General features: G+C 65.9%; 34 protein-coding genes, 2 tRNA genes and 1 pseudogene. 6 read left to right on the top strand and 31 right to left on the bottom strand.

Features of this window, described 5'->3' with window-relative positions:
• Nucleotides 1–9: 9 nt before the first annotated feature.
• The 26 genes from DY467_RS09035 to DY467_RS09160 all read right to left on the bottom strand — a co-directional run bounded on the left by DY467_RS09035 (nt 10) and on the right by DY467_RS09160 (nt 17,540).
• Nucleotides 10–972, bottom strand: coding sequence for a capsid protein (locus DY467_RS09035; RefSeq protein ID WP_164635432.1), 963 nt, complete (start codon nt 970–972; stop codon nt 10–12).
• A gap of 49 nt (nt 973–1,021) precedes the next feature.
• Nucleotides 1,022–1,098: transfer RNA gene (locus tag DY467_RS09040), tRNA-Met, on the bottom strand.
• A 9-nt stretch (nt 1,099–1,107) separates the two neighbouring features.
• Nucleotides 1,108–1,497, bottom strand: a complete 390-nt coding sequence (locus DY467_RS09045) for a DUF2190 domain-containing protein (protein WP_164635434.1) — start codon at nt 1,495–1,497, stop codon at nt 1,108–1,110.
• Nucleotides 1,497–2,513, bottom strand: coding sequence for a phage protease (locus DY467_RS09050; RefSeq protein WP_164635435.1), 1,017 nt, complete (start codon nt 2,511–2,513; stop codon nt 1,497–1,499). Before DY467_RS09050 ends, DY467_RS09045 begins: the two co-directional genes overlap by 1 nt.
• A gap of 212 nt (nt 2,514–2,725) precedes the next feature.
• Entirely contained in the window at nt 2,726–3,907 is a 1,182-nt protein-coding gene (locus DY467_RS09055; protein ID WP_164635437.1) for a phage head morphogenesis protein, read from the bottom strand.
• Nucleotides 3,908–3,909: 2 nt separating this feature from the next.
• Nucleotides 3,910–5,499: a DUF935 domain-containing protein gene (locus DY467_RS09060; protein WP_164635439.1), complete on the bottom strand. Its 1,590-nt coding sequence runs from the start codon at nt 5,497–5,499 to the stop codon at nt 3,910–3,912.
• A complete protein-coding gene (locus DY467_RS09065; RefSeq protein ID WP_164635441.1) occupies nt 5,493–7,115 on the bottom strand; it encodes a hypothetical protein in 1,623 nt (540 codons plus the stop codon). The genes DY467_RS09060 and DY467_RS09065 overlap by 7 nt, the downstream gene beginning before the upstream one ends.
• Nucleotides 7,102–7,704, bottom strand: a complete 603-nt coding sequence (locus DY467_RS09070) for a DUF3486 family protein (RefSeq protein ID WP_164635443.1) — start codon at nt 7,702–7,704, stop codon at nt 7,102–7,104. Before DY467_RS09070 ends, DY467_RS09065 begins: the two co-directional genes overlap by 14 nt.
• A gap of 3 nt (nt 7,705–7,707) precedes the next feature.
• Nucleotides 7,708–8,019, bottom strand: a complete 312-nt coding sequence (locus DY467_RS09075) for a VpaChn25_0724 family phage protein (protein ID WP_164635445.1) — start codon at nt 8,017–8,019, stop codon at nt 7,708–7,710.
• A 2-nt stretch (nt 8,020–8,021) separates the two neighbouring features.
• The gene (locus tag DY467_RS09080; protein WP_164635447.1) at nt 8,022–8,471 is read right to left on the bottom strand and encodes a hypothetical protein; all 450 of its coding nucleotides are present in this window, start codon (nt 8,469–8,471) and stop codon (nt 8,022–8,024) included.
• Entirely contained in the window at nt 8,471–8,692 is a 222-nt protein-coding gene (locus DY467_RS09085) for a TraR/DksA C4-type zinc finger protein (protein WP_164635449.1), read from the bottom strand. The genes DY467_RS09080 and DY467_RS09085 overlap by 1 nt, the downstream gene beginning before the upstream one ends.
• The gene (locus tag DY467_RS09090; protein ID WP_246701498.1) at nt 8,689–8,964 is read right to left on the bottom strand and encodes a hypothetical protein; all 276 of its coding nucleotides are present in this window, start codon (nt 8,962–8,964) and stop codon (nt 8,689–8,691) included. Before DY467_RS09090 ends, DY467_RS09085 begins: the two co-directional genes overlap by 4 nt.
• Entirely contained in the window at nt 8,891–9,289 is a 399-nt protein-coding gene (locus DY467_RS09095) for a hypothetical protein (protein ID WP_164635451.1), read from the bottom strand. Before DY467_RS09095 ends, DY467_RS09090 begins: the two co-directional genes overlap by 74 nt.
• Nucleotides 9,286–9,498 (bottom strand): hypothetical protein, encoded by a 213-nt coding sequence (locus tag DY467_RS09100; protein WP_164635453.1) that lies wholly within the window; start codon nt 9,496–9,498, stop codon nt 9,286–9,288. The genes DY467_RS09095 and DY467_RS09100 overlap by 4 nt, the downstream gene beginning before the upstream one ends.
• Before the next feature lie 12 nt (nt 9,499–9,510).
• Entirely contained in the window at nt 9,511–10,536 is a 1,026-nt protein-coding gene (locus DY467_RS09105; protein ID WP_164635455.1) for a peptidoglycan-binding protein, read from the bottom strand.
• 14 nt (nt 10,537–10,550) lie between these two features.
• On the bottom strand, nt 10,551–10,799 hold the full coding sequence (locus tag DY467_RS09110) for a DUF3164 family protein (RefSeq protein ID WP_164635457.1): 249 nt from the start codon (nt 10,797–10,799) through the stop codon (nt 10,551–10,553).
• Entirely contained in the window at nt 10,792–11,037 is a 246-nt protein-coding gene (locus DY467_RS09115) for a hypothetical protein (protein ID WP_164635459.1), read from the bottom strand. The genes DY467_RS09110 and DY467_RS09115 overlap by 8 nt, the downstream gene beginning before the upstream one ends.
• The gene (locus tag DY467_RS09120) at nt 11,030–11,662 is read right to left on the bottom strand and encodes a hypothetical protein (RefSeq protein ID WP_164635461.1); all 633 of its coding nucleotides are present in this window, start codon (nt 11,660–11,662) and stop codon (nt 11,030–11,032) included. Before DY467_RS09120 ends, DY467_RS09115 begins: the two co-directional genes overlap by 8 nt.
• The gene (locus tag DY467_RS09125) at nt 11,659–12,045 is read right to left on the bottom strand and encodes a transcriptional regulator (protein ID WP_164635463.1); all 387 of its coding nucleotides are present in this window, start codon (nt 12,043–12,045) and stop codon (nt 11,659–11,661) included. The genes DY467_RS09120 and DY467_RS09125 overlap by 4 nt, the downstream gene beginning before the upstream one ends.
• A complete protein-coding gene (locus tag DY467_RS09130; RefSeq protein ID WP_164635465.1) occupies nt 12,045–12,686 on the bottom strand; it encodes a hypothetical protein in 642 nt (213 codons plus the stop codon). Before DY467_RS09130 ends, DY467_RS09125 begins: the two co-directional genes overlap by 1 nt.
• 1 nt (nt 12,687) lies before the next feature.
• Nucleotides 12,688–13,458 (bottom strand): AAA family ATPase, encoded by a 771-nt coding sequence (locus DY467_RS09135; RefSeq protein ID WP_164635467.1) that lies wholly within the window; start codon nt 13,456–13,458, stop codon nt 12,688–12,690.
• Between the two features lie 11 nt (nt 13,459–13,469).
• Nucleotides 13,470–15,644 carry a TnsB C-terminal domain-containing protein gene (locus DY467_RS09140; protein WP_164635469.1) on the bottom strand — a complete coding sequence of 725 codons (2,175 nt, stop codon included), beginning with the start codon at nt 15,642–15,644 and terminating at the stop codon, nt 13,470–13,472.
• The gene (locus DY467_RS09145; protein ID WP_164635471.1) at nt 15,641–16,093 is read right to left on the bottom strand and encodes a phage regulatory CII family protein; all 453 of its coding nucleotides are present in this window, start codon (nt 16,091–16,093) and stop codon (nt 15,641–15,643) included. Before DY467_RS09145 ends, DY467_RS09140 begins: the two co-directional genes overlap by 4 nt.
• Nucleotides 16,094–16,096: 3 nt before the next feature.
• Nucleotides 16,097–16,912 carry a ParB/RepB/Spo0J family partition protein gene (locus tag DY467_RS09150; protein WP_164635473.1) on the bottom strand — a complete coding sequence of 272 codons (816 nt, stop codon included), beginning with the start codon at nt 16,910–16,912 and terminating at the stop codon, nt 16,097–16,099.
• A 20-nt stretch (nt 16,913–16,932) separates the two neighbouring features.
• Nucleotides 16,933–17,253 (bottom strand): hypothetical protein, encoded by a 321-nt coding sequence (locus DY467_RS09155; RefSeq protein ID WP_164635475.1) that lies wholly within the window; start codon nt 17,251–17,253, stop codon nt 16,933–16,935.
• Nucleotides 17,250–17,540 (bottom strand): helix-turn-helix domain-containing protein, encoded by a 291-nt coding sequence (locus DY467_RS09160; RefSeq protein WP_164635477.1) that lies wholly within the window; start codon nt 17,538–17,540, stop codon nt 17,250–17,252. The genes DY467_RS09155 and DY467_RS09160 overlap by 4 nt, the downstream gene beginning before the upstream one ends.
• Before the next feature lie 145 nt (nt 17,541–17,685).
• On the opposite strand from DY467_RS09160, the gene DY467_RS09165 reads away from it, so the two are divergent.
• Nucleotides 17,686–18,204 (top strand): hypothetical protein, encoded by a 519-nt coding sequence (locus DY467_RS09165; RefSeq protein ID WP_164635479.1) that lies wholly within the window; start codon nt 17,686–17,688, stop codon nt 18,202–18,204.
• A gap of 211 nt (nt 18,205–18,415) precedes the next feature.
• Nucleotides 18,416–18,796, top strand: coding sequence for a hypothetical protein (locus DY467_RS09170; RefSeq protein WP_164635480.1), 381 nt, complete (start codon nt 18,416–18,418; stop codon nt 18,794–18,796).
• Between the two features lie 494 nt (nt 18,797–19,290).
• Here the strand turns inward: DY467_RS09170 and DY467_RS09175 are convergent.
• Nucleotides 19,291–19,367, bottom strand: a tRNA-Arg gene (locus DY467_RS09175).
• Nucleotides 19,368–19,563: 196 nt separating this feature from the next.
• Here DY467_RS09175 and DY467_RS09180 point away from each other — a divergent pair.
• Nucleotides 19,564–20,010: a hypothetical protein gene (locus DY467_RS09180; RefSeq protein WP_011158728.1), complete on the top strand. Its 447-nt coding sequence runs from the start codon at nt 19,564–19,566 to the stop codon at nt 20,008–20,010.
• Between the two features lie 54 nt (nt 20,011–20,064).
• On the opposite strand, the gene DY467_RS09185 is transcribed toward DY467_RS09180, so the two are convergent.
• A complete protein-coding gene (locus DY467_RS09185; protein ID WP_164635482.1) occupies nt 20,065–20,973 on the bottom strand; it encodes a PhzF family phenazine biosynthesis protein in 909 nt (302 codons plus the stop codon).
• Between the two features lie 151 nt (nt 20,974–21,124).
• On the opposite strand from DY467_RS09185, the gene DY467_RS09190 reads away from it, so the two are divergent.
• Nucleotides 21,125–22,000: a DMT family transporter gene (locus DY467_RS09190; protein WP_164635484.1), complete on the top strand. Its 876-nt coding sequence runs from the start codon at nt 21,125–21,127 to the stop codon at nt 21,998–22,000.
• Between the two features lie 99 nt (nt 22,001–22,099).
• Here the strand turns inward: DY467_RS09190 and DY467_RS09195 are convergent, their stop codons facing one another.
• Both DY467_RS09195 and DY467_RS09200 read right to left on the bottom strand, forming a co-directional pair.
• On the bottom strand, nt 22,100–22,450 hold the full coding sequence (locus DY467_RS09195) for a histone (RefSeq protein WP_164635486.1): 351 nt from the start codon (nt 22,448–22,450) through the stop codon (nt 22,100–22,102).
• A gap of 78 nt (nt 22,451–22,528) precedes the next feature.
• Nucleotides 22,529–23,980, bottom strand: a complete 1,452-nt coding sequence (locus DY467_RS09200) for a cryptochrome/photolyase family protein (RefSeq protein ID WP_164635488.1) — start codon at nt 23,978–23,980, stop codon at nt 22,529–22,531.
• A gap of 118 nt (nt 23,981–24,098) precedes the next feature.
• Between DY467_RS09200 and DY467_RS09205 the strand changes: the two genes are divergently transcribed.
• The gene (locus DY467_RS09205; protein ID WP_164635490.1) at nt 24,099–24,497 is read left to right on the top strand and encodes a DUF2177 family protein; all 399 of its coding nucleotides are present in this window, start codon (nt 24,099–24,101) and stop codon (nt 24,495–24,497) included.
• Nucleotides 24,498–24,790: 293 nt separating this feature from the next.
• Nucleotides 24,791–25,366 (top strand): hypothetical protein, encoded by a 576-nt coding sequence (locus tag DY467_RS09210; protein WP_107345025.1) that lies wholly within the window; start codon nt 24,791–24,793, stop codon nt 25,364–25,366.
• Between the two features lie 36 nt (nt 25,367–25,402).
• Here DY467_RS09210 and DY467_RS09215 read toward each other — a convergent pair.
• Nucleotides 25,403–25,970: pseudogene (locus tag DY467_RS09215) on the bottom strand (alkaline phosphatase family protein); the annotation flags it as partial.

The following is a 25,970-nucleotide window of genomic DNA, read 5'->3' on the forward strand; positions in this document are numbered from 1 at the left end:
AACCTCCCTTTACGCGACCGCGTTTTCGATGAAGTAGCCGACCTCTTTGGCGATGATCAGCTCCTTGACCTTCTCGCCGACGCGGGTGCGCTCGCCGCCTTCGAGGCCGATATCCGGATCGGCGATCGAGCCCGCGATGCGGGTGCCGACCTGCGCGGTGAACCCGAAGGTGACGCCGTCAGTGTTGGTCGCCGCAGGATCGAGATAGAGCGCCGAGATGTGGTTACCCCAGACGCGCGCGAGCGAAGGGTCTTGCCCCTTCTTGGCGCTGTCGAGATAGGAGGCACCGACCAGCACCTCCTTGATTTCGAGCAGCCGAGCCAGCTCCTCGCGGGTGATGATGCCCTTGTTCGTCAGGTTGCCGCGGATCGCGTTCACCAGAACGGGATGACTGGACAGCTTCGACCACACCGACTGACCCATCACCAAGGTGTTGGCTCGGAAGATCAGCGTGCCGTCGATCGCGGCCTTGAGCACCTCGATCGGATCGGAATTGGTGTAGTCCGAGAACTGCGACGTCCCAGAAAGAACGACCTTCCGGCCAGGGGCGTAGGATGCGGAATTGTGCACCAATCCAGCCACGCGGATCTCGCGAGCCAGCAGCAACTTGTTGGTCAGCACAGCCGCCAGCCGCGCCCGCGGATCGTAGTTCGACAGTCCGGCTTCCCGCTGACGCCGCGCCTCGTTGATGTCACCGATCGGCGTCTCACCGTCGAAGCCATAGTCGTTGGTGGAGTCGTCCTTCTCGGACGCACCGACCTCGATCTTGTTCGGCCGGCCCTTGCGACCGACCAGCGCGTCCGGAACGCTGAAGCCGTCGGACAGCGAATATTCCTGCCACTTGAACGATTCGGAGCCGACCGGGACGCGTGGCAACACTTGGTCGGCGATCAGGGTGTTCGCCGGGTTGCTGTAGCCGATCGCGATCGCGGTCAGCGCGGGATTGACGGGAAATGGACGAGTGACGGCCATGGGTGAAGTACCTCGGTTTGCTGTGCGACACCCGCGGCGCGGGCCAGTTTGGTTGCGGGGAGCGGATTTGAACCGCTGACCTCCTGGTTATGAGCCAGGCGAGCGACCGGGCTGCTCTTCCCCGCCGGATTGCGACTAACTCGACGCCGGCACGTAGACCGCGCCAGGAGCCAGGACGATCGGCACGATGTCGCCTTCGACACCGCTCGCTTGAACCTGACCGATGGTGCGGACCGTCTTGGCCGCGACCGCCGGGGCGGGCACCACCACCGCGCGCCCCTGATCATCGGAGGTGACCAACGCGCCGCGACCGACGTTGCCGCCGAGCGTGACCTCGCCGAGACCGGACTGGATGATATCGACGACGCCGGCCGCCTTGGCGCCCGTCGAGGTCGAGACGCCGATCAGCGCGGCGGTGTTCGAAGCGCCTTCGATCGCGGCCTGCTTGGAAGCGTGGAAGGCACAGATGCGATAGCCGCGGATCGCAGCATCGGCGACGAAGCTCTTGATCAGTTCAGCAGACATCAGGCGATCCCTTGGTTGACCATGACGACGGCATCGGGAAGCGAAAGAACGATGCCGACCTTCTGAGCCTTCTCGATCTCGGCATGCGCCTTCGCGAGCACATCGACAGGCTGCGCGACATCGCCGGTGTCGGCAGCGCGCTCATCGAGGCCGGAGCTCTGCAGTGCCGCCGGCGTGACATCGAGCAGCGCCTGCACCTCCGCCAGCCCGGCGGGGGTGGCGCAGAGGGACGCGTACTTGTCGCGCTGTGCCGGCACGATCTTCTTGGCCGTCAGCGCGGCATCGAGTAGCGCCGCGACCTTCGCCTCGTGATCGGCCTTATCGCGGGTGGCAATCTGAGCTTCCAGCTCGGCGACGCGGGTGGTGGCGGCGGAAAGGTTCGCCAGCGCCTGGTCATGCACCGCCTTGGCGACCGTTCCGGCCGTCAGCGTGGTGATCGCCGAAAGGCACGCGGCCTCGTCAGCGGTTTCCGCGAGGCCGAGCGCCGTCGCGATCTTGTTCGGCATGGAATGCTCCTGGGGGGGTGAGAGAGAGGCAGAGGCGATTGCCGGCATCGCCAGCGCGGGGGCGGCAACGAGCGCAATCGAGTGCAGCCAAGTCGCTAGACCGGCTTCGGTGTACGAAAACGTCGGTGAGACGTAGCGGTGCGTCTTCGCGGCGAGCGCCGCCTTGCCGGCAGCCAGCATGTCGATGAATGCCCAGGTGCCGTCCGCGCGCGCTTCGAGCTTCTTGATCCAGCCGACCGCATCGGCTTGTTCGCCGCGCTTCGCCTTCAGTGAGATCGAATGATCGATATCGGACGGGACTTCGATGCCATCCGCGGCAAAGCGAGCAACAAGCCGTTCCGGCTCGAAGATGAAACGGCGACCATCACGCACAACCACTTCGCCGCGCGGCGTCACCTGCACCCAGCGCGGCCACTCGCCATCGGTGGCGAGCGCATCGGCACTGAGCGTCGCAACACCGAAGGCGATGCCGGGCTGTTCGATCTGGGGGCTTGCGGAGCGGTGCGTCATGGGTGCATGTCTAGCCGTGCACCCCGGCCACTCGGGCCGCTGACAGGTGTCAGCTACCCCACTTCAGGGCCGATCCGGCCCGCAGCCGCACAATCCCCCGACCATTTCCAGATAGCAGCCGCGTTAAAGCGGTTATCTAACGATCTGGTGAGTTTTTTCCGGGACCACGCCCGAACGCGGGTGCTCTCCGCGAAAACGCATGTGCGGGCTTCCTAGCGGCTTGTGAGTTTTTCGACGGCGACCGCGCCATCGTCACCTTTCCGCAAGGTGAGCGTCCAGCTCTTGCCGTCGATCAGCGCGCGGACTCGAGAGAGCCCATTGCGGGCGCCGGAGATCAGCCGGCCGGCGTCGATGATCCGTTGCACGATCGCGTAGCGGCCCGCGTCCGCGACCTTGCCGGCGGCGATGTCGGCCGCGACCAGATCATTGGCCACGGTGACGATCTCGGTATCGACGCCCAGGGCCTCGGCGACGCGCGGCGACGCCGCGACCGGAAGCTGCACGGTCTCGTCGAGCTTCGCCATCGCCTTCGGCCAGTTGCCTTGCCACAGCTTGGCGATGGTCGGCTTCGCGCGGAGGCCGCCGGCCTCGGCCAGCGTCTCGGTGAGCTGCGTCACCAGTGTCTGCGCCCGGGCAAGACCGGGATTGGTTTGCCAACCGGGATCGATGCCGCGCGGCACCTTGGTCACTTCGCCGGTGCGCCGATTGACGTAGTCGACCTCGCCGAAGTCCGGCGCGTCTTCCGAATAGCCGTCCTGCGCCAGATAGGCGTCGCGATCTTCCTGGTCGAGCTGCTGCACGCTGCATTTGCAGCCCCAGCCGTTCGGCGGATAGTGCGTGCGCCACCAGGAATCGTCGACCGGCTTGATGGTGCCGACCCAGGCGAGATGTTCGGGCCGCTTCCGCTCGGCGATCGAACGGACGTAAACCAGATAGGGCCGCGACTCCTTCGTGCGCTGAATGCGATTCCACTGGCCGGCGGCGCGCGCGGTGCGGACGTTGGACCAGAACGTGGTCTCCAGCCGGCCGGGCTTGGAGAAATCGACCGTCTTGTCTTTCCACTTGCCGGTCGGGTCGGAAACCACCTTCGGTCCCCACCATCCACGCGGCGTTAAACGGGCCTGCATGTCGGCTTTAAAAGCCTCGAAACCGGTGCCGGCGGTCAGCGCCTTGTCGATCGCTTCCTTGAATTCCGACAGCACGCGGGTCTCGGTGACGCCTGCGACCGTGAAGGCGTGCGCGTGCTCTTCGCCCCACACGTCGAGCCAGGAAAAGCCCGGCTTGAGGTTCTTGTCGCGGAAGTAGTCGAGGATCTCGGGCGGCGTCTGAAAGCCGCGCTTCACGGCGGCGAGCTGCGCGAGCATCGCCAACGTCTGCCGCCTCGTGAGCCGCATAGCTAGTCCTTCACGTCGCCGAGGCCGCGGGCCTTGGTGGTGAGCAGCGCCAGCGCCTCGGCCAGCTTGCTCCCGTCGACCTCGGCGGCCAGCTCCGGCATCATCGCCAGCAGCTCGTCGAAGCTCGATGCCCGCGCCACCGCCTGGCGCAGAGGCGCCAGGAGCGGATCGACCAGGACCTCCCAATCGGCCATCGCGTCGGCGACGAGCTCGTCCAGTTCGTCCGCCTCGGCGATCGGCTCGGCCGCGAGCGAAGCGGTGCGCGTGCCGCCGCAAGACGGGCATCGGCAATCACCGGCCGATAGCCGCGCGGCTTTCTTCGGATCGTTCGCCGCGACGATCTCGTGCTGGGGCGCGACCTGCCGAGGAGTTAGCAGCTCGTCGGCTTCACCGGGCTCGCTGAGCCCGAACTTGCTGCGCATCTCCGCCTGGGACACGCGGAAGCCGAACGGCACCAGCTTGGCAACACCGTCCGCCAGCGCCTTCGTGTCCTCGGGTTCTGCGACCGGATATTCCGCTGTCGGATAGACATCCTGCGGGCCGAAATTCATCGCGACCGCCCAAACGATATGTTGGCGGTTGACGGTGTTTCCGAGCTGGCGGCCGTCCGCACGCTGGATGTCGAGCCGGACCTCGTTATGCACCTTGGCCTGCGCCATCGACGCGCCGTTGTCGGCCGTCATGGTCTGGCCGACCACGAGCTTCGAGACGCCCTTGTCGAGATAATCGAGCAACGACCCGTACACCGCTTCGCCGCGCTGCCCCTTGGTCTCGATGAACTCCAGCTCCATGCCAGTCGGAATGATCGCCGCTGCGTCGGAGGCGATCGAGCGCACCGCCTGCAGCAGCGCCTTCTTGTCGCCCTCGCTGGCGCCAGGATGGTAGCGGCCGAGCCGCAGCGGGATGCCGTAGATCTCCGCGAACGCGCTCCAGTCCTTCAGTGCGAACGACTGCAGCATGAAAGCCCACGCCGCAGCGCGCGCGAAACCGCGGCGAATCGGAATGCCGGCCTTCGACCGCGGCGCATGCACGATGAAGGTCGGCTTGGCGAGCGGCTCGCCTTCCGGGCTGCCGTCGACAGCCAGGCGCAGCTCAGTCTGCGAGACCGGGTCAAACTGGAAGAACCGCTGATCGCGCCATTTGTAGGCGACCGGCCGCAGCGCCTTGCGTTCATACTCCCAGACCGGCTCGATCACCGCGTAGCCTTTGGCGATGCCGTCCGTCATGAGCCCGGTGGCTTCCTGAAAGTCGGGCGCGTTGACCAGCTCGTGCACGAAGTCGACGATCTTGGTCGGCACTCCCTTCGGCGCCTTCACGCTTGGCGCGACGCCTTCGATCGCCAGCCGGCGGGTCTGTACTTGGCTCGCGTAGTGCAGATAGCGCTCCTCCATTTCCTCGGCGAGCGTCAGGTAATCGCGCGCGGAGCCCAGCGCCGCCTGATGGAGCACATAGGCCAGACGCTCCGGCGTCAGCCCGGTGGCGACGCGTTCATGGTGAACAGCGCGCACGCCGATCGTGGTCGGCGTGGCGACTTCCTTCGACAGCATCGAAGTGTCGACCGGATTGCCGTCAGGCCCCAGAATGCTCACCACAGCGCACGCCCTCCGGAATTGGTTTCGAACAGTTGAGAGCCGCCGGCCGCGGCCTCGGCCGTCGCCGCCTGATAGGCGTATTCAGGCAGGTTGGCGCGGGAGGCCGCGAAGCCGAGGGCGCCGGCGATCGCCGTGTCGCCGTGGCGGTTGAAACCGTCCGCGCCCTTGCTTGAGTGATCGTCGGGCACCTTGATGATGGTGCCGACATATTGCAGGCCCTGGTGATCGCGCAGCACGTCTTCGTCGGCCGGAAGGACGATGGTGCCGTCGTTGAAGGCCTCGACATAGGCCGGCATGTTGAGCTTGTACCACTCGACCGACAGCTTCACCTCGACGATCATCGCGCCAAATTTCTGCGCGGTGGCCTCCGCCAGATAGGCGCCGTTGCCGGTGGCGTCGAGCATGCCGCCCGACATCCGCGGCAGCCGCTCCACCACATAGAACAGCACAATGCGCTGCACGTCGAAGGGAGCGTTGCGCAGCTCGAGCACGAACACCGCGCGCCTAACGAGGTCGGTACCGATCTCCAGCGGAATGATCGCCGTGAGGTCTCCGGTGCGCGCGAAGTCCTCGCCGAAGACGTGCTGCCGGCGCCGGTCGAGCTTGTCCAGGATCGGTTGCAGCTCGCGCTCGCAGAAGTCGAGGGCGGTCCGCTTGCGGACATCCTCCGGCGCGTTCTTCAACTCATCCTCGCAGGTCCAGCGGACGATCGGGATGCCCTGCCGCATGCAGGCTTCGATCTGCACCCGCGTCAGCGCGGCGCCTTCCGACTCCGCCGGGATCGCGTCCAGCTCCTGTTTCATCGCGGCGGTGCGCGGCCCATAGGCGGCGCGGATCTTCGCCTCCCAGGCGGCCTCGGCCTCGGGCGTCCAGGTGTCGCCTCGCATAAGGCAAACGCGCTTGAACAGTCCGTTCTTCACCGCATCGCCGAACGGGATGTCGTGCACGCTGAATGGCGTCTTGCCGGCGCGCGCTTCGCGGACCAGATCGTTGAAGGCATTGAGCACGCCGTTGTGGGTGCTGATCACGCGGATCTTGCCACCCCAGATCAGCAGCGCGTTGACGGCGTCGAGCACGGCGCGGACGTCGGCATGGAACGCCGCCTCGTCGATGCAGACCACACCCTGCAAGCCGCGGATATTCTCCGGCCGGCTCGACAGCGCCTCGACGCGATGGCCGGACGCGAAGCGGATGCGGAACGCCGAGATCATGCTCGTCGTGCCGTCTTCCTTCTGATCCTCGAACAGGAACTCCTCGACGGAGACGAGTTCGCCCGCCACGATCTTGGCGAAGTGCGCGACGTAGCCGATGAACTCGCGGCCTTTGTCCTTGGTGTCGCCGATGTAGAAGCAGTTCTGCCCGCCCGCCGAGCGCTTGGCTGCGGCGATCAGCGTGTGGTCCAGCGCTTCGGCAAAGGTGATGCCGGTGCGTCGCCCTTTGACGCCGAGCTTCAGGTCGGACTCGTCTCCGATCCAGTCGGCCTGGTGCTTCATCAGCACGCCTTCGGCGAGCGGATCGAGATCCTCCGGGATTTCGCTCGGCAGGTCGTTCGGCAGCGGCGCGCTGGGGTCGCGGGTCAGAACCGGCGGGCCGGCGACCTCGTCAGGTCGCTCCATCGCGCGGCTCCTCCGGCTTCTGTCGGACGCCCAGGAAGTCGCGGCGAAGCTGCGAGATCACTTCATTCGAGAGACCGCCTTCCTTGACGACGCTCTTGATCGTTTCCTCGGCTTGCTTCAGCGCCTCCGCCTTCGCCTTTTTCGCCGCACGCTCTTCGATCGCCACGGTGCGGGCGACGTCATCCTTGCTGGCCTTGCCGAGATGATCCAGCGCCTTCGCCAGCAGCATCACCTGCATCGGATCGAAGGTAACAGGCTCGCCGTCTTCGCCCTCGGTCTGGGTCGCCAGCTCGAACAGGATGTTGTGCATCAGTTCGATGTTCATCCGGGTGGTCTTGTCCGGATCGCTTTCGCCCAGCCGGCGCACGATGACGTCCGCCACGGCCCGCGACTTGCGGATGCGCTCGGCGACTTCCTCGGCTTTCTTCAGATGCCGACCGAGCGCCGACCTGGACGGCACCGCGTCCTTGTCCAGCTCGCGCAGCTTGGTGATGATCTCGTCGATCGTGCAGCCCTGATCGCGCAGGCGCCCGATCCAATCGCGCACTTCCTGCGGCAGCCGGTCGATCGACGATGGCCGGTTCGCCATGGCTCAGTCCTTCGGGCTCGGCCGGGCCACCATCGGATGCGGGCGACCGCAAGCGACATCGCGGCCGAGCTTGGTGAGCGTCGCGATGGTCAGCTTCTTGCCGCCGACCTCCAGCTCCTCCCGCTTGACCAGGCCGTGCTGATCCAGCAGCAAGATGTCCGCCTCGACGATGTCGGGATAGACGCGGTGGCGGAGCTGTGTGGCAGCCGAGGTGATCAGCGGCGCGGACAGCGAGTAATTGTCCTGTTCGGACAACAGCCGCAGGATCACGAGGCGGCGATCCTTGGCGAAGGTCTCTGCAAGGGATTCGGTCACGACTACTTCTCCTTGGCAGCGTCGAGCATGTGGTCGAGGATCATCCCCAGCGTGTGGTCGATCTTCGACGTGGTCTTATCGACGCCCTTAATGGTCTCGACGGATGCGGCGACCTGCACCTCGACACGGCTGATCCGGTCGGAGAGGTTTTCGAGCTCAGGCCGTCCGGGAAGCTGCTGCACGTCGCCTTCGAGCTTCACCATCCGCTCGGACATCTCGCGCTCGCTCTTGCCGAGGCGCTCGACGGTCTTCTTCTCGTTGTCGTCGATCTTCTTCGACAGATCGCCGATCGAGGCGGTGACCGCCTCGATCTTGGCGTCGAACGTGGACTTTGTCGGGAACTGACCGCGCAGGTAGTACATCCCGGCGAGGCCGATCGCCGCGACCGGCACCGACAAAACCCACCAGATGTCCTTCGCCAGCGAAACCGCCTCCGCCCAGCTCATTCCCATTACCGCCCCCTGTGCGAGCGGCTCCACCGCTCGCGACTATCCTGACATTCGATGCACCTGATCGCCGAGGGCATCGCCTTGCGGCGGGCTTCGTCGATCGGCTCGCCGCACGCCGCGCAATGCGTGGCGCCGTGGCCTTTGATCAGCCCGGCCGCGCGGGCAATGCAGTCGTCGCGCTCGCGCTCTTCCAGCGCCTGCGCCTCGTCGAGCTGATCGGTCACTGCTGCGGCTCGATCGCCTCGACGGCCGCGGCGCGGCGGCCTTCGCATGTCCTCAGCGCCGATCGGTCGCGGCCCCAGGCGCTCGCGGTCTCGCCCTCGGTGAGATCGCGATCGGGCAGCGGCACCGGGTCGTCGCATTTCTGCTTCGCGGTTTCGGGCACAGTCGGCCGAGTCATCGACAGCAGCACGGTCGGCTCGTCAGCGGGTTTTGTTGAGCAGCCGGACACGAGCGCGGCCGAGGCACCGACGATCGCCACCACTAAGAGCCGCATTCTGTTTCTCCAGGTCTTTCAACGCGTCTTCACGGCCCTTTTCGGCGGCCTTGATGCTGGTTTCCGCAGCCATCGCGGCGCGAGCCTGTTCGGCTTCGGCGCGCGCGACCTTGACGTTGGCCTCCGCGATCTCGGCGCGCCAATGTGCGTCGCGCTCCGCTTTGGCAGTGGCGGCGGCTTCGTCGACCATGGTGCTGATCGTGGCGGCGGCGCGCCACGCACCGAGGCCACCGATCGCCACCAGGGCGGCGACGCCCAAAGCAATCAGCGCGGCCTTACCGATCGGCCGCGCGGCGAATCCTGCGAGGGCTGCGAGCGAGATCACGGCGTCCCGGCTCCGATCAGGATCAGCACGATGGCGATCGCCGCAGCCACCCACAGCTCGGGTGTCATCACCGCATCGACCTTGTCGACGATGCCGAAGTCCGGCCCGTAGGTGTCGCGCACCCAGCGGACCCGGATGGCGAGGATGATCGCCGTGATCACCGCAATGATGATCCCGACGAACGCCGTGATCAGAGGAATCACATCCATCGCGGCCTCCCGTTAGGTCAGCCGGCCGGCGCGATAGGCGTCGACCGTGTCGGCCTCGGCCTTGCGCGCGGACCACCAGATGCCCACGGCGATGCCGACGATCAGCAGCGCCCACACCCATCCGGGTACGGCCTGGAGCCAACCCATGATCGGCGCGAGCTGGCTCATCACGCTGGAAACGTTGGAGGCGATGCCCTGCAGCACAGCGAGCGCAGCCGAGGGCAAGCCGAGCAGCCACGCCAGCAGCTTCGACCGGCCGACCTGCCGCACAGCCGGCACAGTGTCGCGCAGATCCTTCGGCGTGGCGCGGGCGCGGGCATCGCTCACTTCGCGCGGGCTCGCATCGGCCAATGCCCGCAACGTGGCGTCGTCGACATCCGTCGTCGCCGGCAGGCCGTTGTGGCGCTTGAAGGTCACCAGCGCGTCTTCGGTGCGGCCGGCGAAATCGCCGTCGATGTTGCCGACCTCGTAGTAGCCGGCCGCGCGCAGCCGCTGCTGCACGAACTCGACCAGCGGTTTCGGCAGCGCGGGCTGATCGGCGGGCTCGTCCTTCAGGAACGGATCGGCGTAGAGGCCGTCGGTGTTGCCGTCGTCGGCGGCGGTCGACACCGGCCAGTCCGGCTTCAACTCCGAGCCGGGACGCGGCGGAAGCTGGCTCGGCGGCAGGACGCTCGTCTCGCTCGATGAACCGGGCTGCAGCTCATCACCGTACAACTGCTCCAGCGACACACCGCTCTCGGCAATCGCGTCGCGGGTCTCGTCGTCGAGATCGGCGAAGCGCGCGACCTTCGCCGGTGCAACGAGGCGCGCCGGCCAAACCCGCCGTCGCACCTCATCGAGCGGAAACAGCGGATTGGTGTCGACCTTGCGGGTCGGCGCGATCATCCAGTGCGTGACGATCTCGGTGATGGTCGGATACGCCGCCACCAGCGCGCGGCACAGCTCGACCACGGCGTCGATCTGCTCCGGCGAGTGCTCCAGCCAGTACCCCGCAGTCGCCGGCACCGCCTTGCCGTCGGGCGTCAAGGGCGGAAACACTCCGGTTCGCACCTTCAGGGAGGGAGCAGCTCGGCGAAGCTGGAGACATCGTCGAAGGTGTGGCCGCGGAAGCGGCTGATCCGATCGGACAGCTCCTGCGCGTAGCCGATGACCTTGCGCACCGTCTGATCTTCCAGGAGGTGCTGCGGCTTCACGTGTTCGATCGGCACCAGCCGGCCAGCGCCGTCGTGCATGAACTTCTTGCCGCCGACGTCGATCGTGCCGTCGCTGACGGTGGCGGGAGTGGTAACAGCTTCAGACATGGGCTTCTCCTTGCGAAAGGGGGATGGTCTTGTTCGCACCGGCATCGATCGCCTCGCCACAGAACGGGCAGTAAGACGGGGTGACGGTGAGCGGCCGGCCCTTGCCGCGCGAGTTGATCTTTTCAGTCGCGACGATCAGCCTGCCGACGAGGCGGTTCTCGACCCGCGAAAACGCGATCGAGAGACGGGTATTGTGTGCGGACAGATGCTGATTGACCTCGGTCTCGCAGTCACACATTGGGGACTCCCTGCTGCGGTTGCGCATCGCGGTAGCCAAGTTCGGCGAGCGTTTCGGTGATGGCGGCGATGCGACTCCTGATCTCGCCGCGAAGCTCGTCGGTCGCGGCATCGCGCGGCAGATCGGCAAGCCGGTCGACATCGGCGAGTAGTTGAAAAGCGTCGCCAGCAAGCTCTTCGAGGGACAACACGCGGGAAGCCAGCGCGATCAGCTCCCAGGACGACACGTTGCGGTTCGGTCGCTCGCAGACCGCCTCTGCAATCTTGGTGGTGTCGACGTCGCGAAGCCGTTCCGCCAGCTCGGTTTTGGCGACCGAGAGAACCGCGTTTTTCGCGCCTTCAAAGCGGACGCGGAAATCTTCGTCCGTCTCCCAGAGCTGGGATGCCTTGATGATTGCCCGGCGCACGCCGCCGCGGTCGCGGCAGCCGACTAAGTGGCCGATCTGGGGACGGCTCTGCTGTGTGAACTGCTCCGCCAGGAGGCACGCCGCGTACCTCGCTCGTGTCTCCCGAAGCCCTCTGCAGGCCGCCTGGACGTTGAGCGCCACGACGTCGAAAGCTTCAGCAGCCGCATAGACGATCATCCGCACAGAGACGAAGCGCTGAAGTGCAGCTCTTCCGGTCATGGCTTGGCGCTCCCGATGCGAGAGTTCTGGCAACCGGCCCGGCAGGCGCGGTAGATGCGAGCGCGGACCGATGACGAGGTCGAGAAGCCGCACTTCTGTTCGTCGAGGCAGCGATCCCGCGTGATGTCGCCCAGCACGGGGCAATTGACGGTCTCGCCCATCAGCGCGCCGCGCACGCGGGCTTCGACGTTGTCGAGCCGGCCTTTGTACTTGTTGGCGAGCACGCTCGACACGACGGCGCCCGAGTAGCCGATCCGATCCGCCGCGGCCTCGCCCGATGTCGCGCTTGCTTCATTTGCGAGGGCTTCGACCCAATCCGGAAGATCGCTCTTCCAGGCTTCTTGCGCGACCTGCAGAGGATCGCGCTTGGCGACTCCAGCCATCAGACCGCCTCCGCGTTATCAGCAAGGGACGGATCGCCGACCACCACCTTGCGGTTCGGGTCGAACACGAAGTGCGTGCGAAGGATCTGCGGTGCCAGCGGGCCCGAGTTCATTTTCCGGTTGAGGCGATAGATCGCGAGGCCGCCTGAATTCTTCGCCGGCTGGAGCAACTGCAAGTAACCGGCGTCCGACAGGCGCTGCACGTAGGTCTTGGCTGTTACTTCGCCGATTTTCAGATCGTCGGTCGTCGCGATGCGGGCCAGATCACGATAGGTGAACTGCTGCAGCGATCGCATCGCCCGCCACATCTGCTGCTGGGCAGACGGCGGCGCCGGAGTGCCATCGCGGCGGACGCGCGGCGCCTCGCTGGTCTTGACCTTCACCCGGTAGAGGTTGGCCTTCATCAAGGTGCGGCCCGGCACGGGCTTCGTGCCGACCACCTCAATGAACCCGCCGCGCTCCAGCCGCGCGACGTACTCGCTGATCGTGGTGATCACCGACTTGACCGTGGAGCTGTCGATGTCCGCGACCGCCCAAGGCCCGCGCTTGTCGAGGTCCCGGATGATCTGCCAGATGGCCTCTTGCCCGGTCGAGATCGGGACCGAGAGCGGCAAAGTGATGATTGTCGAGGGCACCGGCATATCAGGCGCTCCGGCGCTGGCCGGCGGCCAGATAACGAGCGCCCGGCGGCTTTGACGTGTAGTACTTCGTGCCGCCCCAGGCCGCGAGGTCGACGGTCTTGATGCCCTTGTTGCGGGCGATCTTCATCGCTTCGTCGAGGTTGGTGCAGATGCGCCGCGCGCGGCCATCGGACTGACGGCAAATCTCGGCCTGCAGATCAGGCGCGATCGTCACGCCCTGGCACAGCGCGGCGGCCAGAGCCGCGACGTCGTCCTGGTCGCACGGTTCGGCACCGGTCCAATCGAGCACGCGGTTGTGGAACCGCTCGTGCACGGCGAGCTTCTCCGGCAGCATCTCTTCGCCGATCAGGATCACCGGGCAGCCGGCCACATCGCCGATCTCGCGCACGATTTCGAGCAGGCCATTCTTGCGGATCAGCTTGTCGGCTTCGTCGATGATCAGCGGCCGGCGCGGATCGTCCCCGAGCGCCCCCTTCGCAAGGTCAGCAAGGTCTGCGATCGTGCCCTTCGGCTGGATGCGCAGTTCGAACAGCAGTTCCTGAAGAAACTTCTTCTGAGACCACGTCTCGCCGACCTCGACCCGCACCGCGTTCGTCTTGTTCTGCGCGTAGATGCTCGCCTCGGTCTTGCCGAAGCCACTCGGGCCGTAGAACACGCCGAAGCCCGGCAAGTGCGGAGCACGGCTTTGCAGGCGCAGCGTCAGCGTCATGAACGACGCGACGTTCTTCAGAGGAACTTGCCCACCCTTGACGACGTTGTTAGTTGCGGTCATGTTGTTCTCCTTCACAGTGATTGCAGACCCGTCGCGTCGGTCCAGGACGCGGCGGGTTTTTCTGTTTCCATCGGGTCGCCGTGCATCAGCGCGCGGGCCTGATACTCAGGGCCGGCGCGATAGCCGCCCAGCCACATCGCCTCGTCGGCGCTGACGGGCTCGCCACCCCGCATGCGAGCGATGACATCGAGCGCGCGCTGCCAACGTTGATGCGGGGTTTCTTCGGAGCGCAGCGGCACGACAGTTTCGTCGGCGATCAGCTTCGCCTGCATCGCGAGCACGTCGGACGAAGGCGCAGGCGCTTCCTTCGGCACCATGGCGTCGAGCGCAGCAGCAATCGCTGGGGTCGAATGCGTCTCTTCGCGCTTGGGCAGCGCGATCACGTTCGGCATGTCGCGACGTGCGACCTCGAGCATGCGGTCGATCAGCGCCGGACCGGTGGTGAGCTTCTTGATCTCGCGACGCACATCGCGGGTGCGCTCGGCCAGACGTGCGGCGGTGAATTCCTTCTTGGCGCGCAGCAGCTCGGCGGGATCGACGCCGGCCAGCTCCGGGCAGATGCCGTCGCCGACGTAAGCGCCGCTATCGGCGTCGAACGCGATGATCCGGCCGGCGTCGTTCGGGTCCTGGCGGACCAACACGCGGTCGCCGGGGAACGCTTCGTTGATGACGTAGTGGAAGCGAGCGACCCGGATGCCGAACTTGGTGACCGTGCGGATGCCGGCGACCGGCATCAGCAGCAGATCGAGCGCGTGGGGATCAACCGTGCGGATCGGTGAGCGGGAGGCAGCGGCGGCCAGCATCGGCGAGGCGCCCAGCGCCGAGTGCGTCCGCTGCTCGTAGATGGTGTCGGTCCACTGATCGACATAGACCTGGAGCTGCGCACCGGTGAGCGACACACCGAAGGTTTCGGCGGTGTCCTCGCCGAGGCGCTCGGCGAAGCTCTTGCGGTCCTCGATCCGCTTCCGATCAGCGACGTTGTGGCCGATGAAACCGGGCAGCAGCGTCGCGCAATCGTGCTGGAAGGTCTTGATGACGCGCTCGACGTGCCCCTTTTGCTGCGGCGAGTACGGATCGGAGAGTTCGACCGCGATGCCGAGCGAACCGAACAGGCGCTTGGTGTCATTGGCGACGAAGTCGGAACCGTTGTCCGTCTTGACGGTCTCCGGCACGCCCCAGGCCATGATTGCCTTGCGCATCAGCAGCGCGACCGCCGAGGCGCGCGGCGTCCGCGACACGTAGAACTTGGTGCGACGCGTGCCGATATCGATGCAGGCATAGATCGAGTGGCGGCCATCGACGCACAGCGCGTCGACCGGCGATGCGTCGATCATCCAAAGCGTGTTCGGCTCCTTGACCCAGCGATAAGTGCCGACGCCGCTTGGCGCGTAGGCCGAGCGATAGCGGTCCGGGTTCGACAGCTTGGTGAGCGCGACGCGCTCGGTGACTTTGAGCCTCGCGACGTAGTGCTGGATCGTGCGGATCGGCGGAACGTCGACCAGTGCGCCATCTGGCAACACCAGCTCATCGCCGAATTCATCGCGAAGCAGTCCGTGAAGGGTCGAAGCTGATAGGTGCTCGTTGTGAGCGATCAGCGCCAGCAGATAGGTGCGGACTTTTCCGTCGCAGGCGATGTCGAGCACACCTTTACCCTTGCGGGCCTTGGCACGATCGACGGCGAGGTTGTTAGTCCGGCCCTCGCGCTTGGCCTTGACCCAGCGGGCCAGCGATCGGGGCGACAGATGCGGAATGATCTCGCGGATCCAGGCGTCGATGATCAGCGTGCCGCCGTTGTAGGCGTCCACGAAGATCTTCGAGCGCGATGCATTGCCGAGCCGCTGGCCGCGGCCGAAAGCGGCGAAGGCGGCAACGATGGCGAGGCGCGCATCACGCTCCTTGGCGGCGCGCTCACTGAGGTTTTCGGCCGGCTGCGCCGCAGTTGGCGCTTCGACGGGCTGCGGCGCCAGAACGGCGCGATGCCGACGTTCAAATTCGACGCGCGCCGAGGGCGGCAGCAGCGAAATGTTGTATTCGAGACCACCACCGCGGCCGGACCGGCGCCGGACATAGGCGAGGCTCTCGTTCCAGCCCTGCCGCTGCGCGTAAAGCTGGATGCCGCGCTCGGTATCAGGCATGCCCGGCAGCCGAGCCGCGGCGATGTCGCGTGCTGTGCACCAGTCTATCATCGCGACGCCCTCCATTGGGCATCGGCGGCCTGTTCTTCGCGCTCAAGGCGCTCTTTCAGCTCGCGGGCGCGCTCACGCTTGAGCAGCGCCTCGAACTTCACCGGCACAGCGATCAATCCGAGGTCGTTGAGCAGCGCATTGAACAGCCGCTCGTCGCGGGTCGCGGTGTAAAGCGCCGCCAAACGGTGCGCCGGGATCGCATGCGGCTTCTCCGGCGAGGCGTAGGCGTCGAGCGTCGCCTTCGATATCGTCTCGCCGAGCTGCTCCGACATCGCAGCGGCGACCTCGTCGCGTTTATGGCCTTCCAGTGCTGCAGAGATCGCCCGCGCCAACCGCCGCGCAGCCGTCCACGCCTGGATTTCCTCAGGCTCGAACCGGCGCACGACGGGCGTCGGTTCGAAATCGCGGAAAAGGTCGATCGTGGAGGTGTCGCGGCGGCGGGGGGCCATGGCTTAAGCCTTCTTGCTCTGCATCCAGGCCTTGATGGCGTCAGCGTGCGCGTCGAAAAACGCGTACTGCTCGGCCGCTTTGAGCTTCGAAAACGTGTTGGAGACCTTTTCCCAGGCCGGAGCGCGGTCGGGCGGCGGCGTCTTGTCGATCGCCGCCACGGCGTCGGCGACGCTGGCGATGCCACTCTCGGCATCGAGCAGGTGCGCCGCGATCTTGCGCTGCCGCGCCGTGCTTTCGCGGGCGAGCGCCAGCAGCTCGGCCTGATTGTCGGCGATCGGATGCAGTGCCAGTTCGCGGCGCACCGCTTCGTCGATCGAGGCAATCTCGATCGCGGCGTAGATCGAGCGTTCCGACACACCCAACGCCTTGGCGGCAGCCGCCGAGAACCGCTCGACAAAAATCTTTGCAGTTTCTGCAAACAATTCATCCGCGGTCGGGCGACCACGCTTCGGCAGTGGGTTCTGAAGCTCGTAGATGCGCTTCCATTCGGCCAACGCGACCGCTCGGTCGAGCACCGTCAGCTCGGCGCGGACGAGGTTTTCCTTGATCTCGCGCATCCGGCAGGAGGCGTCGTCCGGATAGGAGGCGGCATCCTTCACGTCCGCCACAATCTCGGTGCGGCCGAGCTTCAGATGCGCTGCGAGCCGATGCCCACCGACCAAGAGGCGATGCCCGGTGGTCGTCTCGACCACCTCGATTGGCGGCAACTCTTCGCCGGCTTCAAGATCGGCGGCGAACGTGTCGACCCAATCGGGCCGAAGTTCGCGAAGGCGCCCGGAGGCGTCGATTGTGGCGGTTGGGATGGTTTTTAGGGTCATTTGAACCGGCTTTGATGGTGTCAAAAAACAGCGGCGGACGCGGGCTCGTGGCCCGGTCCGCCGCAGTCGTCTGGGAGGAAACGCGAGGAGCCCTCGCTGCCCACCACTTGCCGCAGGTGGCGCGGTTCGTCGGCCTCGGACGCGACACCAAGCGAGCCGGACTGAACGGTTTGAAGCGACGCGTAGCGCGAGAGCAGCGCGCGTCGATCGTCGAGCGGAAGGTGACGATTGGTTTGCCAGCAGCCGAGCAAGCCCGCGTCCACGTCTTCCTGCGGAAGCGGGGCGATCCGCACGAGCGGGATGTCAAAGCAGCGGTTCGGGATGGACAGATCGGGGGTCATGCGGCTTCCCCGATGTCCGCGTCGGGAGCCCGCTTTTGACTGGCGAGTCGGCGACGTTCCGCGATAGTCTTCCGCTTGGGCACTTTGTAGCGTTTGGGCCACAGCTCTTCGAGCGGGACGCCGAGAAACGAGGCGATCACCTGTTCACCGCGAATGTTGCGGCGGACCAGGGCGATACGACAGGCGGAGTCCTCCAGGCCGGCGTCGATCGCCAGTCCAGTCAGGGTTTCGCCACGCCGCTGGATCTCGGCCTTGATCGAGAACCTGTCCCAAGTCTTTTGCTGCATTGAAGCCCTCCGGATGAGCCGGCCCCTGCCAGGGCCGGCTTTTCTCGGGTCCGAAACGTGATCGCTTTTGTGATGTGAAAATGTCCACTTTTGTCGATTCGCGCAACCGCAAAAGTGGAGTTTTGGCGCGGTGAGCACTGGAAAAATGGATGAACCGGATACCGAACCAGAAGGCCCGGTCGCGCATTGGACGCCAGAGTGGCGCGAGCGCTTTCAGCTCGTGCTGAAGCGGGTCGGAGGGCTCAAAGGCGCATCCGAGCTGATCGCCACGAAGGGCGAACAGATTGCCAAATGGCGGGATGGGAAGGCCCGGCCACCATTCTTCGCGCTGCTGACGCTAGTCTCAGCCGCCGAGCTGGACCTGAATTGGTTGGCGACGGGCGGCGAACGCGCGGAGCGCCCGCGAGCCGCGACGCCGGTCGATATCGATGACGAGCTGTTCGGCCGCGTGTTCGATGCGGTCCAGCGTCTCTACAAAGACCAGGGCATGTCAGTCCCGCCGGTGGACTTGGGGCGGACGGTGGCCAGGAAATACAGCGAGATCATTGCCGCGACGGCCGATCCAGAGGAGCGGCTAACCATGATCAAACTGGTAGTTGCGCAACTGAGGTCGGATATTCTATCAGCGGTTGCAGAGCCGGGCACAGGTAAAGCGTCGGCCTGAGGCTGGTGAAGATAATACCGCTCATTCAGCCGATGCTGACTACTTTTGGCAGCGACAGCGCCGCGTTTAGTTGGTCTGTGATTTAATTCCACTGTCCTTTAGGACAGGTACTGAGGGTAGTCCGATGCGTGCGGCTTTGTTGGCAGCTTCGATCCTGGTGGCCTCGGCGACTGCGGCCGGTGCCGAACCTCAGTTCAGCGCTGCCGCCGCGATGAGGCAGATCGACGCCACCATGCAAGCCAGCGCGGCGCCTGGGCCTGACTTCGGCGCAGCCGTTCGCGACATTCTCAACGCTGAACAGGTCATCCAGGCGGCACTTCAGACCGGCGACGAGCGGGAGCTGAACGCGCAGTCCAACAGGCTTCTGCGACTGCAATCGAAGCTGGCGAAGGAAACCGAGCCCGGCGACGCCCGAAGCGCTTGCTGGCAGGCCGCAGGCGACCTCTCGGCCGTTGCATCCTTGATGCGGCGCGCCGCGCGTGGCGATGAGCCTGCGAAGTCGCTGGTCGCCGCTGGAAAGATCGAGGACTCTTACCGCAGCAATCTGGCGAGCTGCGACAAGGCGCTCGGCACCGCTAAACGCAGCCGGTGAGCTGCCGCTCGGCGCCGCGTCGATTTCGGAGTTCGAGGCAGGCTCTCTCGCGGCCAGACGCCCGAAAGTCCCCACGTATCAGGCATTTTCGACGTGTTTCGCCACTGACGGCGAACTCCGAAGCCGTTTCGGAGTTCGCCGCGCGGCTTTGTTGATCTTCAACGTTTTTTCGGGAGAGGCGCTTACGGCGCTCCGGCGAACTCTGCCATTTGATCTTGCGCGCCGCCCGCCGGCTTTCGAGCTAACAACTTCGCCGCCAACGGCCTGATTTGGCTCACGTTATCCCGCGTCGTCCCGCCTAATCCCGCCTCTCCGGGGGAGTGCCATGTGATGTTGCGGGTTACACAGGGATGTCCCCGCGCGGATTTATCGCATGTGCCGAACGGCAACTTGCGGCGACCCGACCGATCCCGGCGGTCGCGTTTCATCGAAATTCATAGACGGGATGGCGGGGACGGCCGCTGCATGGAGCCGGGGGGCCAGCAGGGTGTCGATGGCGCGCTCGGAAGGATTCGAACCTCCGACCCTCGGAATCGAAATCCGATGCTCTATCCAGCTGAGCTACGAGCGCGGGGGCCGGGTGGGGCTTGCCGCCCGGCGAGGGCTTTCGAATACCCCACTTTTGCAGGCGCTTACAAGGGGGAGGGGGGCTCCCATGATTTCGCCGGAATGTGCGCATTAACGTCGCGCAAACCAAACTCGGCCAAAGTGCCGGTGCCGGCCGAGGCCGGCCCGCTCCCCTTGTCGCCACGGGTTTCGACCGAACCATGCGTACGCTGTTCTCGTCGCTGTTATTGCCGCTGATGCTGCTGGCCACGCCGGCACGCGCCGATCTCCACATCACCCGGGATCACGGCGGCTATGTCGAGGAGTACAAGGCTAAGTACCAGCGGATCCGGGATCGCCGCGAGCGGGTCATCATCGATGGCATCTGCAACTCGGCCTGCACCCTGGTGTTTGGGATCGTGCCGCTGAACAAGATCTGCGTCACCCCGCGCGCCAGCCTGGGCTTCCATCAGGCCTATTACGACAAGGCCTTCACCTTCGGCATCAAGGTCACCAGCCTTGAAGGCACCTCGGAGCTGATGTCGTATTATCCGCAGCCGGTGAAGGACTGGATCGCCCGCAACGGCGGCCTGACCACCGAGATGAAGAAGATCAAAAACGGCGTCGATCTGTGGAAGATCGTCGATCCCTGCCCGGAAGAGTATTGAGCCCATCGGCGGTCTGGCGGCCGAAGGCCGAGCGCCGGTCCAGCTTTTTCGGCCTCATGTCAGGCCGATCGTTCCCGCCATCACCGCCACGCAGTGTCCGCCGATCGCGGTGGTGGTGACTTCGCCCCCGCGCTTCTCGGCGCCGGCGAACAGCAGGCTCGGGCGGCCCATCTCGAACCCCTGCAGGATGGTTTTCGACATCGTCAGATCGGCTTCGGGGCGCAGCTTCGCCAACAGGCCGATCAGCGCGACATTGGCGCTACCGGTGGCCGGGTCCTCGGGGACCTTGTTCAGCGGCGCGAACATCCGGGCGCGGATGTCGATGGTGTCCTCCGCAGTCTGCACATAGAGCAGGACCTTTGACGTCGGGTAGGCGGCGATGTGGTCGCCGAAGAGGTCGGCGCGTGGGCTGGCGGCGGCGAGGGCGGTGCGGCTCTTCACCTCCGCGATGATGAAGCCGGTGCCGCAGGATGCGATGCACGGCCGGTGGTTGGCGATCTCGATGTCGCCTTCGCTGAGCGAGCAGGCCGCCGCGATGACATCGGGGGCGATCTCGTCGGTCACCGACAAGGTCTGGGGCGACGTCAGGCGCGCGCCGGTGACTGCGCTGCCGTCCTTGATCAGTTTGATCGGGACGAGCCCAGCCTTCTCTTCGAACACTACGCGATCGCCGGCAACGCTTCGGCCGTAGCTCTGCCCGATGCGGGCCAGCACGAAGGCGGTGCCGACATTCGGATGGCCGGCGAACGGCAGCTCGCCGTTGGGCGTGAAGATCCGAACTTGCGCGGTGTGGGCAGGGTCCAGCGGCGGCAGCACGAAGGTCGTTTCCGACAGATTGAACTCGCCGGCGATCGCCTGCATCTGCGCGCTCGACAGCCCTTCCGCGTTGAGCACGACGGCGAGGGGATTGCCGCTGAACTGCTCGGCGGTGAACACGTCGACGGTTTCGAACTGCAGGCGCATGGCGGCTCCGGAAGATGACGAACGCGCGGTGCGGGAAGGGCGGCGCGTTGATGATGACGATCCGTGCTGGTCGCGGCGGTTGCGGCGTGGCATGGACGTGGCGCCATCGGGCGCTTGCCCGTCACCATACGATCGGGCCCTCGGGGAAACAATGAACCGTAACGCAGAGCATCTCGCCGGCCGCGCCGCGCCCGCTGTGTTTGTCGTGCTGTGGAGCACCGGCTTCATTGGCACCAAATACGCGCTGGCCGGTGCGGAGCCGCTGACCTACCTGTCGATCCGGATGATCGCGGTGGTGTCGCTGATTGCGGTGATCGCGGCGATCGCGCGGCCGCGCTGGCCGAACCTCACCGGCGTCGGCCACAGCATCGTCGCCGGACTGCTGGTGCACGGCGTGTATCTGGCTGGCACCTCGATCGCGATCGCGCATTCGGTGCCGGCGGGCCTGTCGGCCTTGATCCCGGGCCTGCAGCCGATCCTGACCTCGACGCTGGCCAATCGCTGGCTCGGCGAGCGCGTCACGCCGCTGCAATGGCTGGGGCTTGGGCTCGGTCTCGGCGGCACGCTGTTGATCCTGCACAGCCGAAGCCTGACCGGCGACATCGGCTGGGGCTGGCTCGCCTCGGCCTGTTCGCTGATCGGCATCACCATCGGCACGCTGTACCAGAAGCGGTTCTGCAGCGGCATCGATTGGCGCGCCGGCAACATCATCCAATTCCTCGCCGCGCTCGCGCTGTTCGCGGTCGGCGCCCTGCTGTTCGAAACCCGGGTGGTGAATTGGACCACCGAGTTCGTGCTGGCGGTGGGCTGGCTGGTGGTGGTGCTGTCGATCGGATCGATCGGGCTATTGTACTGGCTGATCCGGCATTCCGCCGCGACCTCGGTCGCCAGCCTATTCTACCTGGTGCCCGGCACCACAGCGCTGATGGCCTATGTGCTGTTCGGTGAAAAGCTGGACGTGGTGTCGATCGTCGGCATGGTGATCTGCGCGGCGGCGGTGTTTCTGGTCAACCGCGCCAAGGCGTAGAGGCGCAGGGCAGGCAGCACTCGCTTGCGCTTTGCGCGCAGCAAAAAGCCTCCGGGCAGGTGCTCCGGAGGCTTTCGCTGGCCGACGCGGATGATCCGCTCAGCGCTTGGATTTCTTGGCCTTCTTCGCCTTCTTCGGCGCCGCCTTCTTGGCCTTCTTCACGGTCTTCTTGGCTGCCTTTTTGGCCTTCTTGGGCGCCTTTTTGGCGGCTTTCTTGGCCTTCTTGGCGGCCTTCTTCGGAGCTTTCTTGGCGGCCTTTTTGGCGGCCTTCTTGCCTGCCTTCTTGGTCGCCTTCGCGGCCTTCTTGGCGCCGGCCTTCACCTTCTTGGCGACTTTCTTGGCCGCCTTCTTGGCTGCCTTGCGCGCCTTCTTGACCACGGTCTTGGCTGCATCGGTGGCCTCGGTGATCACCTCGCCCACCTGCTCGATAATCGGCTTGTCGTCGTCCATATTGATCCCCCAAGGGTTTGCAGATAACCGCGACGATAGCCGATTCGCGCAATTAGTAACGCTGCTAAGCGAAGTTGTTCAACGCTGACGCAGCTCGGCATAGGCCGAAAGCGCCCGCTGCCGGCCGGTTTTGTGGTCGACGATCGGCCGCGGATAGTTGCCGCCGAGCTCGATGCCGGCGGCGGCGAGTTCGAGCGGCGTCGCGGTCCACGGCTGGTGGATCAGGTTGTCGGGCAGGCCGGCCAGTTCGGGGACCCAGCGCCGGATGTAGCTGCCACCCGCGTCGAACTTCTCGCTCTGCAGCAACGGGTTGAACACCCGGAAATACGGCGCCGCGTCGGCGCCGCAGCCCGCCACCCACTGCCAGTTACCGGGATTGCTGCCCGGATCGGCGTCGACCAGCGTGTCCCAGAACCACTGCTCGCCGAGCCGCCAGTCGATCAGCAAGTGCTTGACCAGGAACGAGCCGACGACCATGCGGACGCGATTGTGCATCACCCCGGAGTGCCACAGCTCGCGCATTCCGGCGTCGATGATCGGGTAGCCGGTGCGGCCGCGCTGCCAGGCGCTGAGCGCTGCCTCGTCGCTGTGCCACGGGAAGGCGTCGAACGCCGGCTGCAGATTGCGGGTCGCCAGATCCGGATGGTCGAACAGCAGATGCCGGCAGAACTCGCGCCAGCCGAGCTCGCTCAGGAATTTGTCGATGTCGGGCGCGATCGCCGGCCGCTCGGCGGCGGCAAAGCGCGCGGCGTACCAAACCTGGCGCGGACTGATTTCGCCGAACCGCAGATGCGGCGACAGGCCGGAGGTGACGTGCCGATCCGGATAGTCGCGCCCGTCCGCATAGCCGGGCAGGCCCGCGAGGAAGTCGGACAGCCGCGCCTGCGCGGCGGCTTCGCCCGGCGTCCAGGTTTGGCGGAGGCCGCCGGCCCAGTCCGGCGCCGTCGGCTCGAGCTGCCAGTCGCCGAGCTGATCGCTCGGTGGAGCCGGAGCCGGCCGCAGCGCCTTCGGGCGGGGCAGGGGCTGTGGTGGACCGCCGAGGCTGAGCACCCGCCGCCAGAACGGCGTGAACACCCGCATGCCGCGGCCATCCTTGCTGCGGATCGCACTCGGCGCCACCAGCGTGTCGCCAGGGTGGCGGTGATACGCGATGCCGGCCACCGTGAGGGCATCGGCCAGCGCATCGGCGATAGCCCGATGCGGAGCGAACTCGATCTCGTTCCAATGCACCGCCGCCGCATCGCTCTGCTGCGCCAATTCGGCCAGCACCGCGGCCGCCGGCCCGCGCCGCAGGATCAGCGGCGCACCGGCCGCAGCAAGCTCGGCCGCAAGCGAGCGCAGCGATTGCCCCAGCCACCACCGCGCTGCGCCGCCAAGGGGGCGCACATCATCGCTCACCTCATCGAGCACATAAACGCCCAGCACAGCCGCACCGGATTGCGCAGCAGCCTGCAACGCCGGATGATCGGCAAGACGGAGATCGTCGCGAAACCAGACGATGACGGGACGGGAGCTGGCGGTTGTCAGCACGTGGGCTCATCCTGGATACGAGGCTGCGATTTTGCGCCGCTGTCCGGCTGCGTGTGCAACCATCGACGAGGCAATCCGTATTTGACAGGATGCATTCTGCTTTGTTCAGGAGGACGATTTGAAGCGCTACGGTCTGCTCTATCTGGCAACATTCATTGTCCTGATTCCGCTCGACTTTCTGTTCCTCGGCACGATCGCCAAGAGCTTCTTCCAGTCGCAGGTCGGCGACATGCTCGGCGAGGTGAGGCTGTTGCCGGCTGTGCTGTTCTACCTGCTCTACGTCGTCGGCATCGTCATCTTCGTCAACGGCTCGGCGCAGGCGACTTGGCAATCCTCGTTGTTATACGGGGCGCTGTTCGGGCTGTTCTGCTACGCGACCTTCGAGCTGACGTCGCTGGCGCTGCTGAAGCACTGGACCTGGCCGGTGGTGGCGGTCGACATCTCGTGGGGGGCGTTCATCACAGCGGTATCGGGAACGCTGGGCCTGCTGCTCGCCGACTGGTGGTCGCCGCGCTGACCGCACGCCGACGGCTCGACACTTAAAACGCTGAAGGACTGCTGAATGACCGGTGCGGCCAAATGGCCGCCCGGCAAAGCCGCTTTGCCGCAATTGCGCCGCCAGTGCGCCCAACCGCCGCCGGAGCGGCTTGCGAATTGAGCCGGCGAGACCGCTGCTGCGACAAATCGGCAACCCTGTTTCGAAACATCGTGGGTAATTCCGATCGAATCGAGCGCAGGAGCGAAGTCTTAACCAAGCGTTTACGCCAGCGTGGAAATGCTGGCCCAGAGCCAGAAAAACGAGTGAAAGCAATGACTGCCGTCGCCACCGCCGAACTGTTCGGCATCGACCCTCTCAACGTTTCGGATCGTTATACCGCCGCGCAAGCGCTCGGGGTCGTGCGGGATGGGATCATCACCGGCGAAGGCCCGACCACCCGCGGTCGGGTGCATTTCTCCCGCACCCTCGACGCCGCCGACACCGCGTGGTGCATGGGTATCCTGACCGCTTCCGCGGTCGACAATCAGCCGATCAGCCGGGCCGAGGCCGAAGCGCTGTTCGAGATCAACGATGCCGCTGCCGAGCGTGTCGATGGCGGCCGGTTCGATGATCTGTTTGCCAAGGCCGTCGCCCATCACGCCGCGGCCGCCTCCGGCCTGCCGGTGCCGGCGCGCAGCGTCGCGCTGTCGCCGGACGTCGCGATCGAGTCCTGGGCTCCGACCCAGGCGGTCGGCGTCAACACCGAAGTCCTGGAGTGGATCTCGCGCCAGATGCGCGGCACCCGGCGCAGCAATCACACGCTGATGCGGCTGGTCGCCACGCTGGTCGGCGTCGCGACGCTGCCGCTGATCAGCCAGGTCCCGCAGATTTTCGATCTCGGCGTCTGATCGTCCGAAGCCAAGTTCTGCAAGCAAGCGGCGGGGTTATTTCCCCGCCGCTTTTTGTTTGGAGGTCTCGCCGTCGAGGCCGAGGGTACGGCCCGGGAAACCCGCGGCATCGAAATAGCGCTGCTCGCCGACGCGCTGCATCGCCAGCACGGTGCGCAGTCCATTGGCGGCGTATTTCGAACGGACCGTCTCCTGGGTGGCTTTCGGCACGGCGCCGTTCGGCATCGCTTCGGTCATCACCCGGCCGATCAGCTTGCCCTTGGTGGTCGGATCGAGCCCCATCAGCATTGCCGCGGTGAACCCGACGTCGGCGTTGCTCACCGGCAGCGGATCGGCGAAGCCGGCTTTGAAGTCCGGGCCGGTCGCCGCCATGAAGTTCATGGTGTCGCCGCGGCTGAACGAGCCGTGCATGCCCTGGCCCTGGCGCAGCACGGTGTCGGCGACCTGCACCGAGCACTGCGTCGGCTCGGCGCAGCCGGACGCGTAGGATCGGAAGTTGACCACGATCGTCGGCGTCGGCGTCGCGGCCTTGCCCTTCAGGTTGAGCGCCGACAGCGGCAGCGCGCCGGGGAAGCTGCCGAGCGAGTCATCGACGAACAGCCCG

It is taken from the genome of Rhodopseudomonas sp. BR0G17 (genome assembly GCF_010907025.1).
Lineage (GTDB): Bacteria > Pseudomonadota > Alphaproteobacteria > Rhizobiales > Xanthobacteraceae > Rhodopseudomonas > Rhodopseudomonas palustris_H.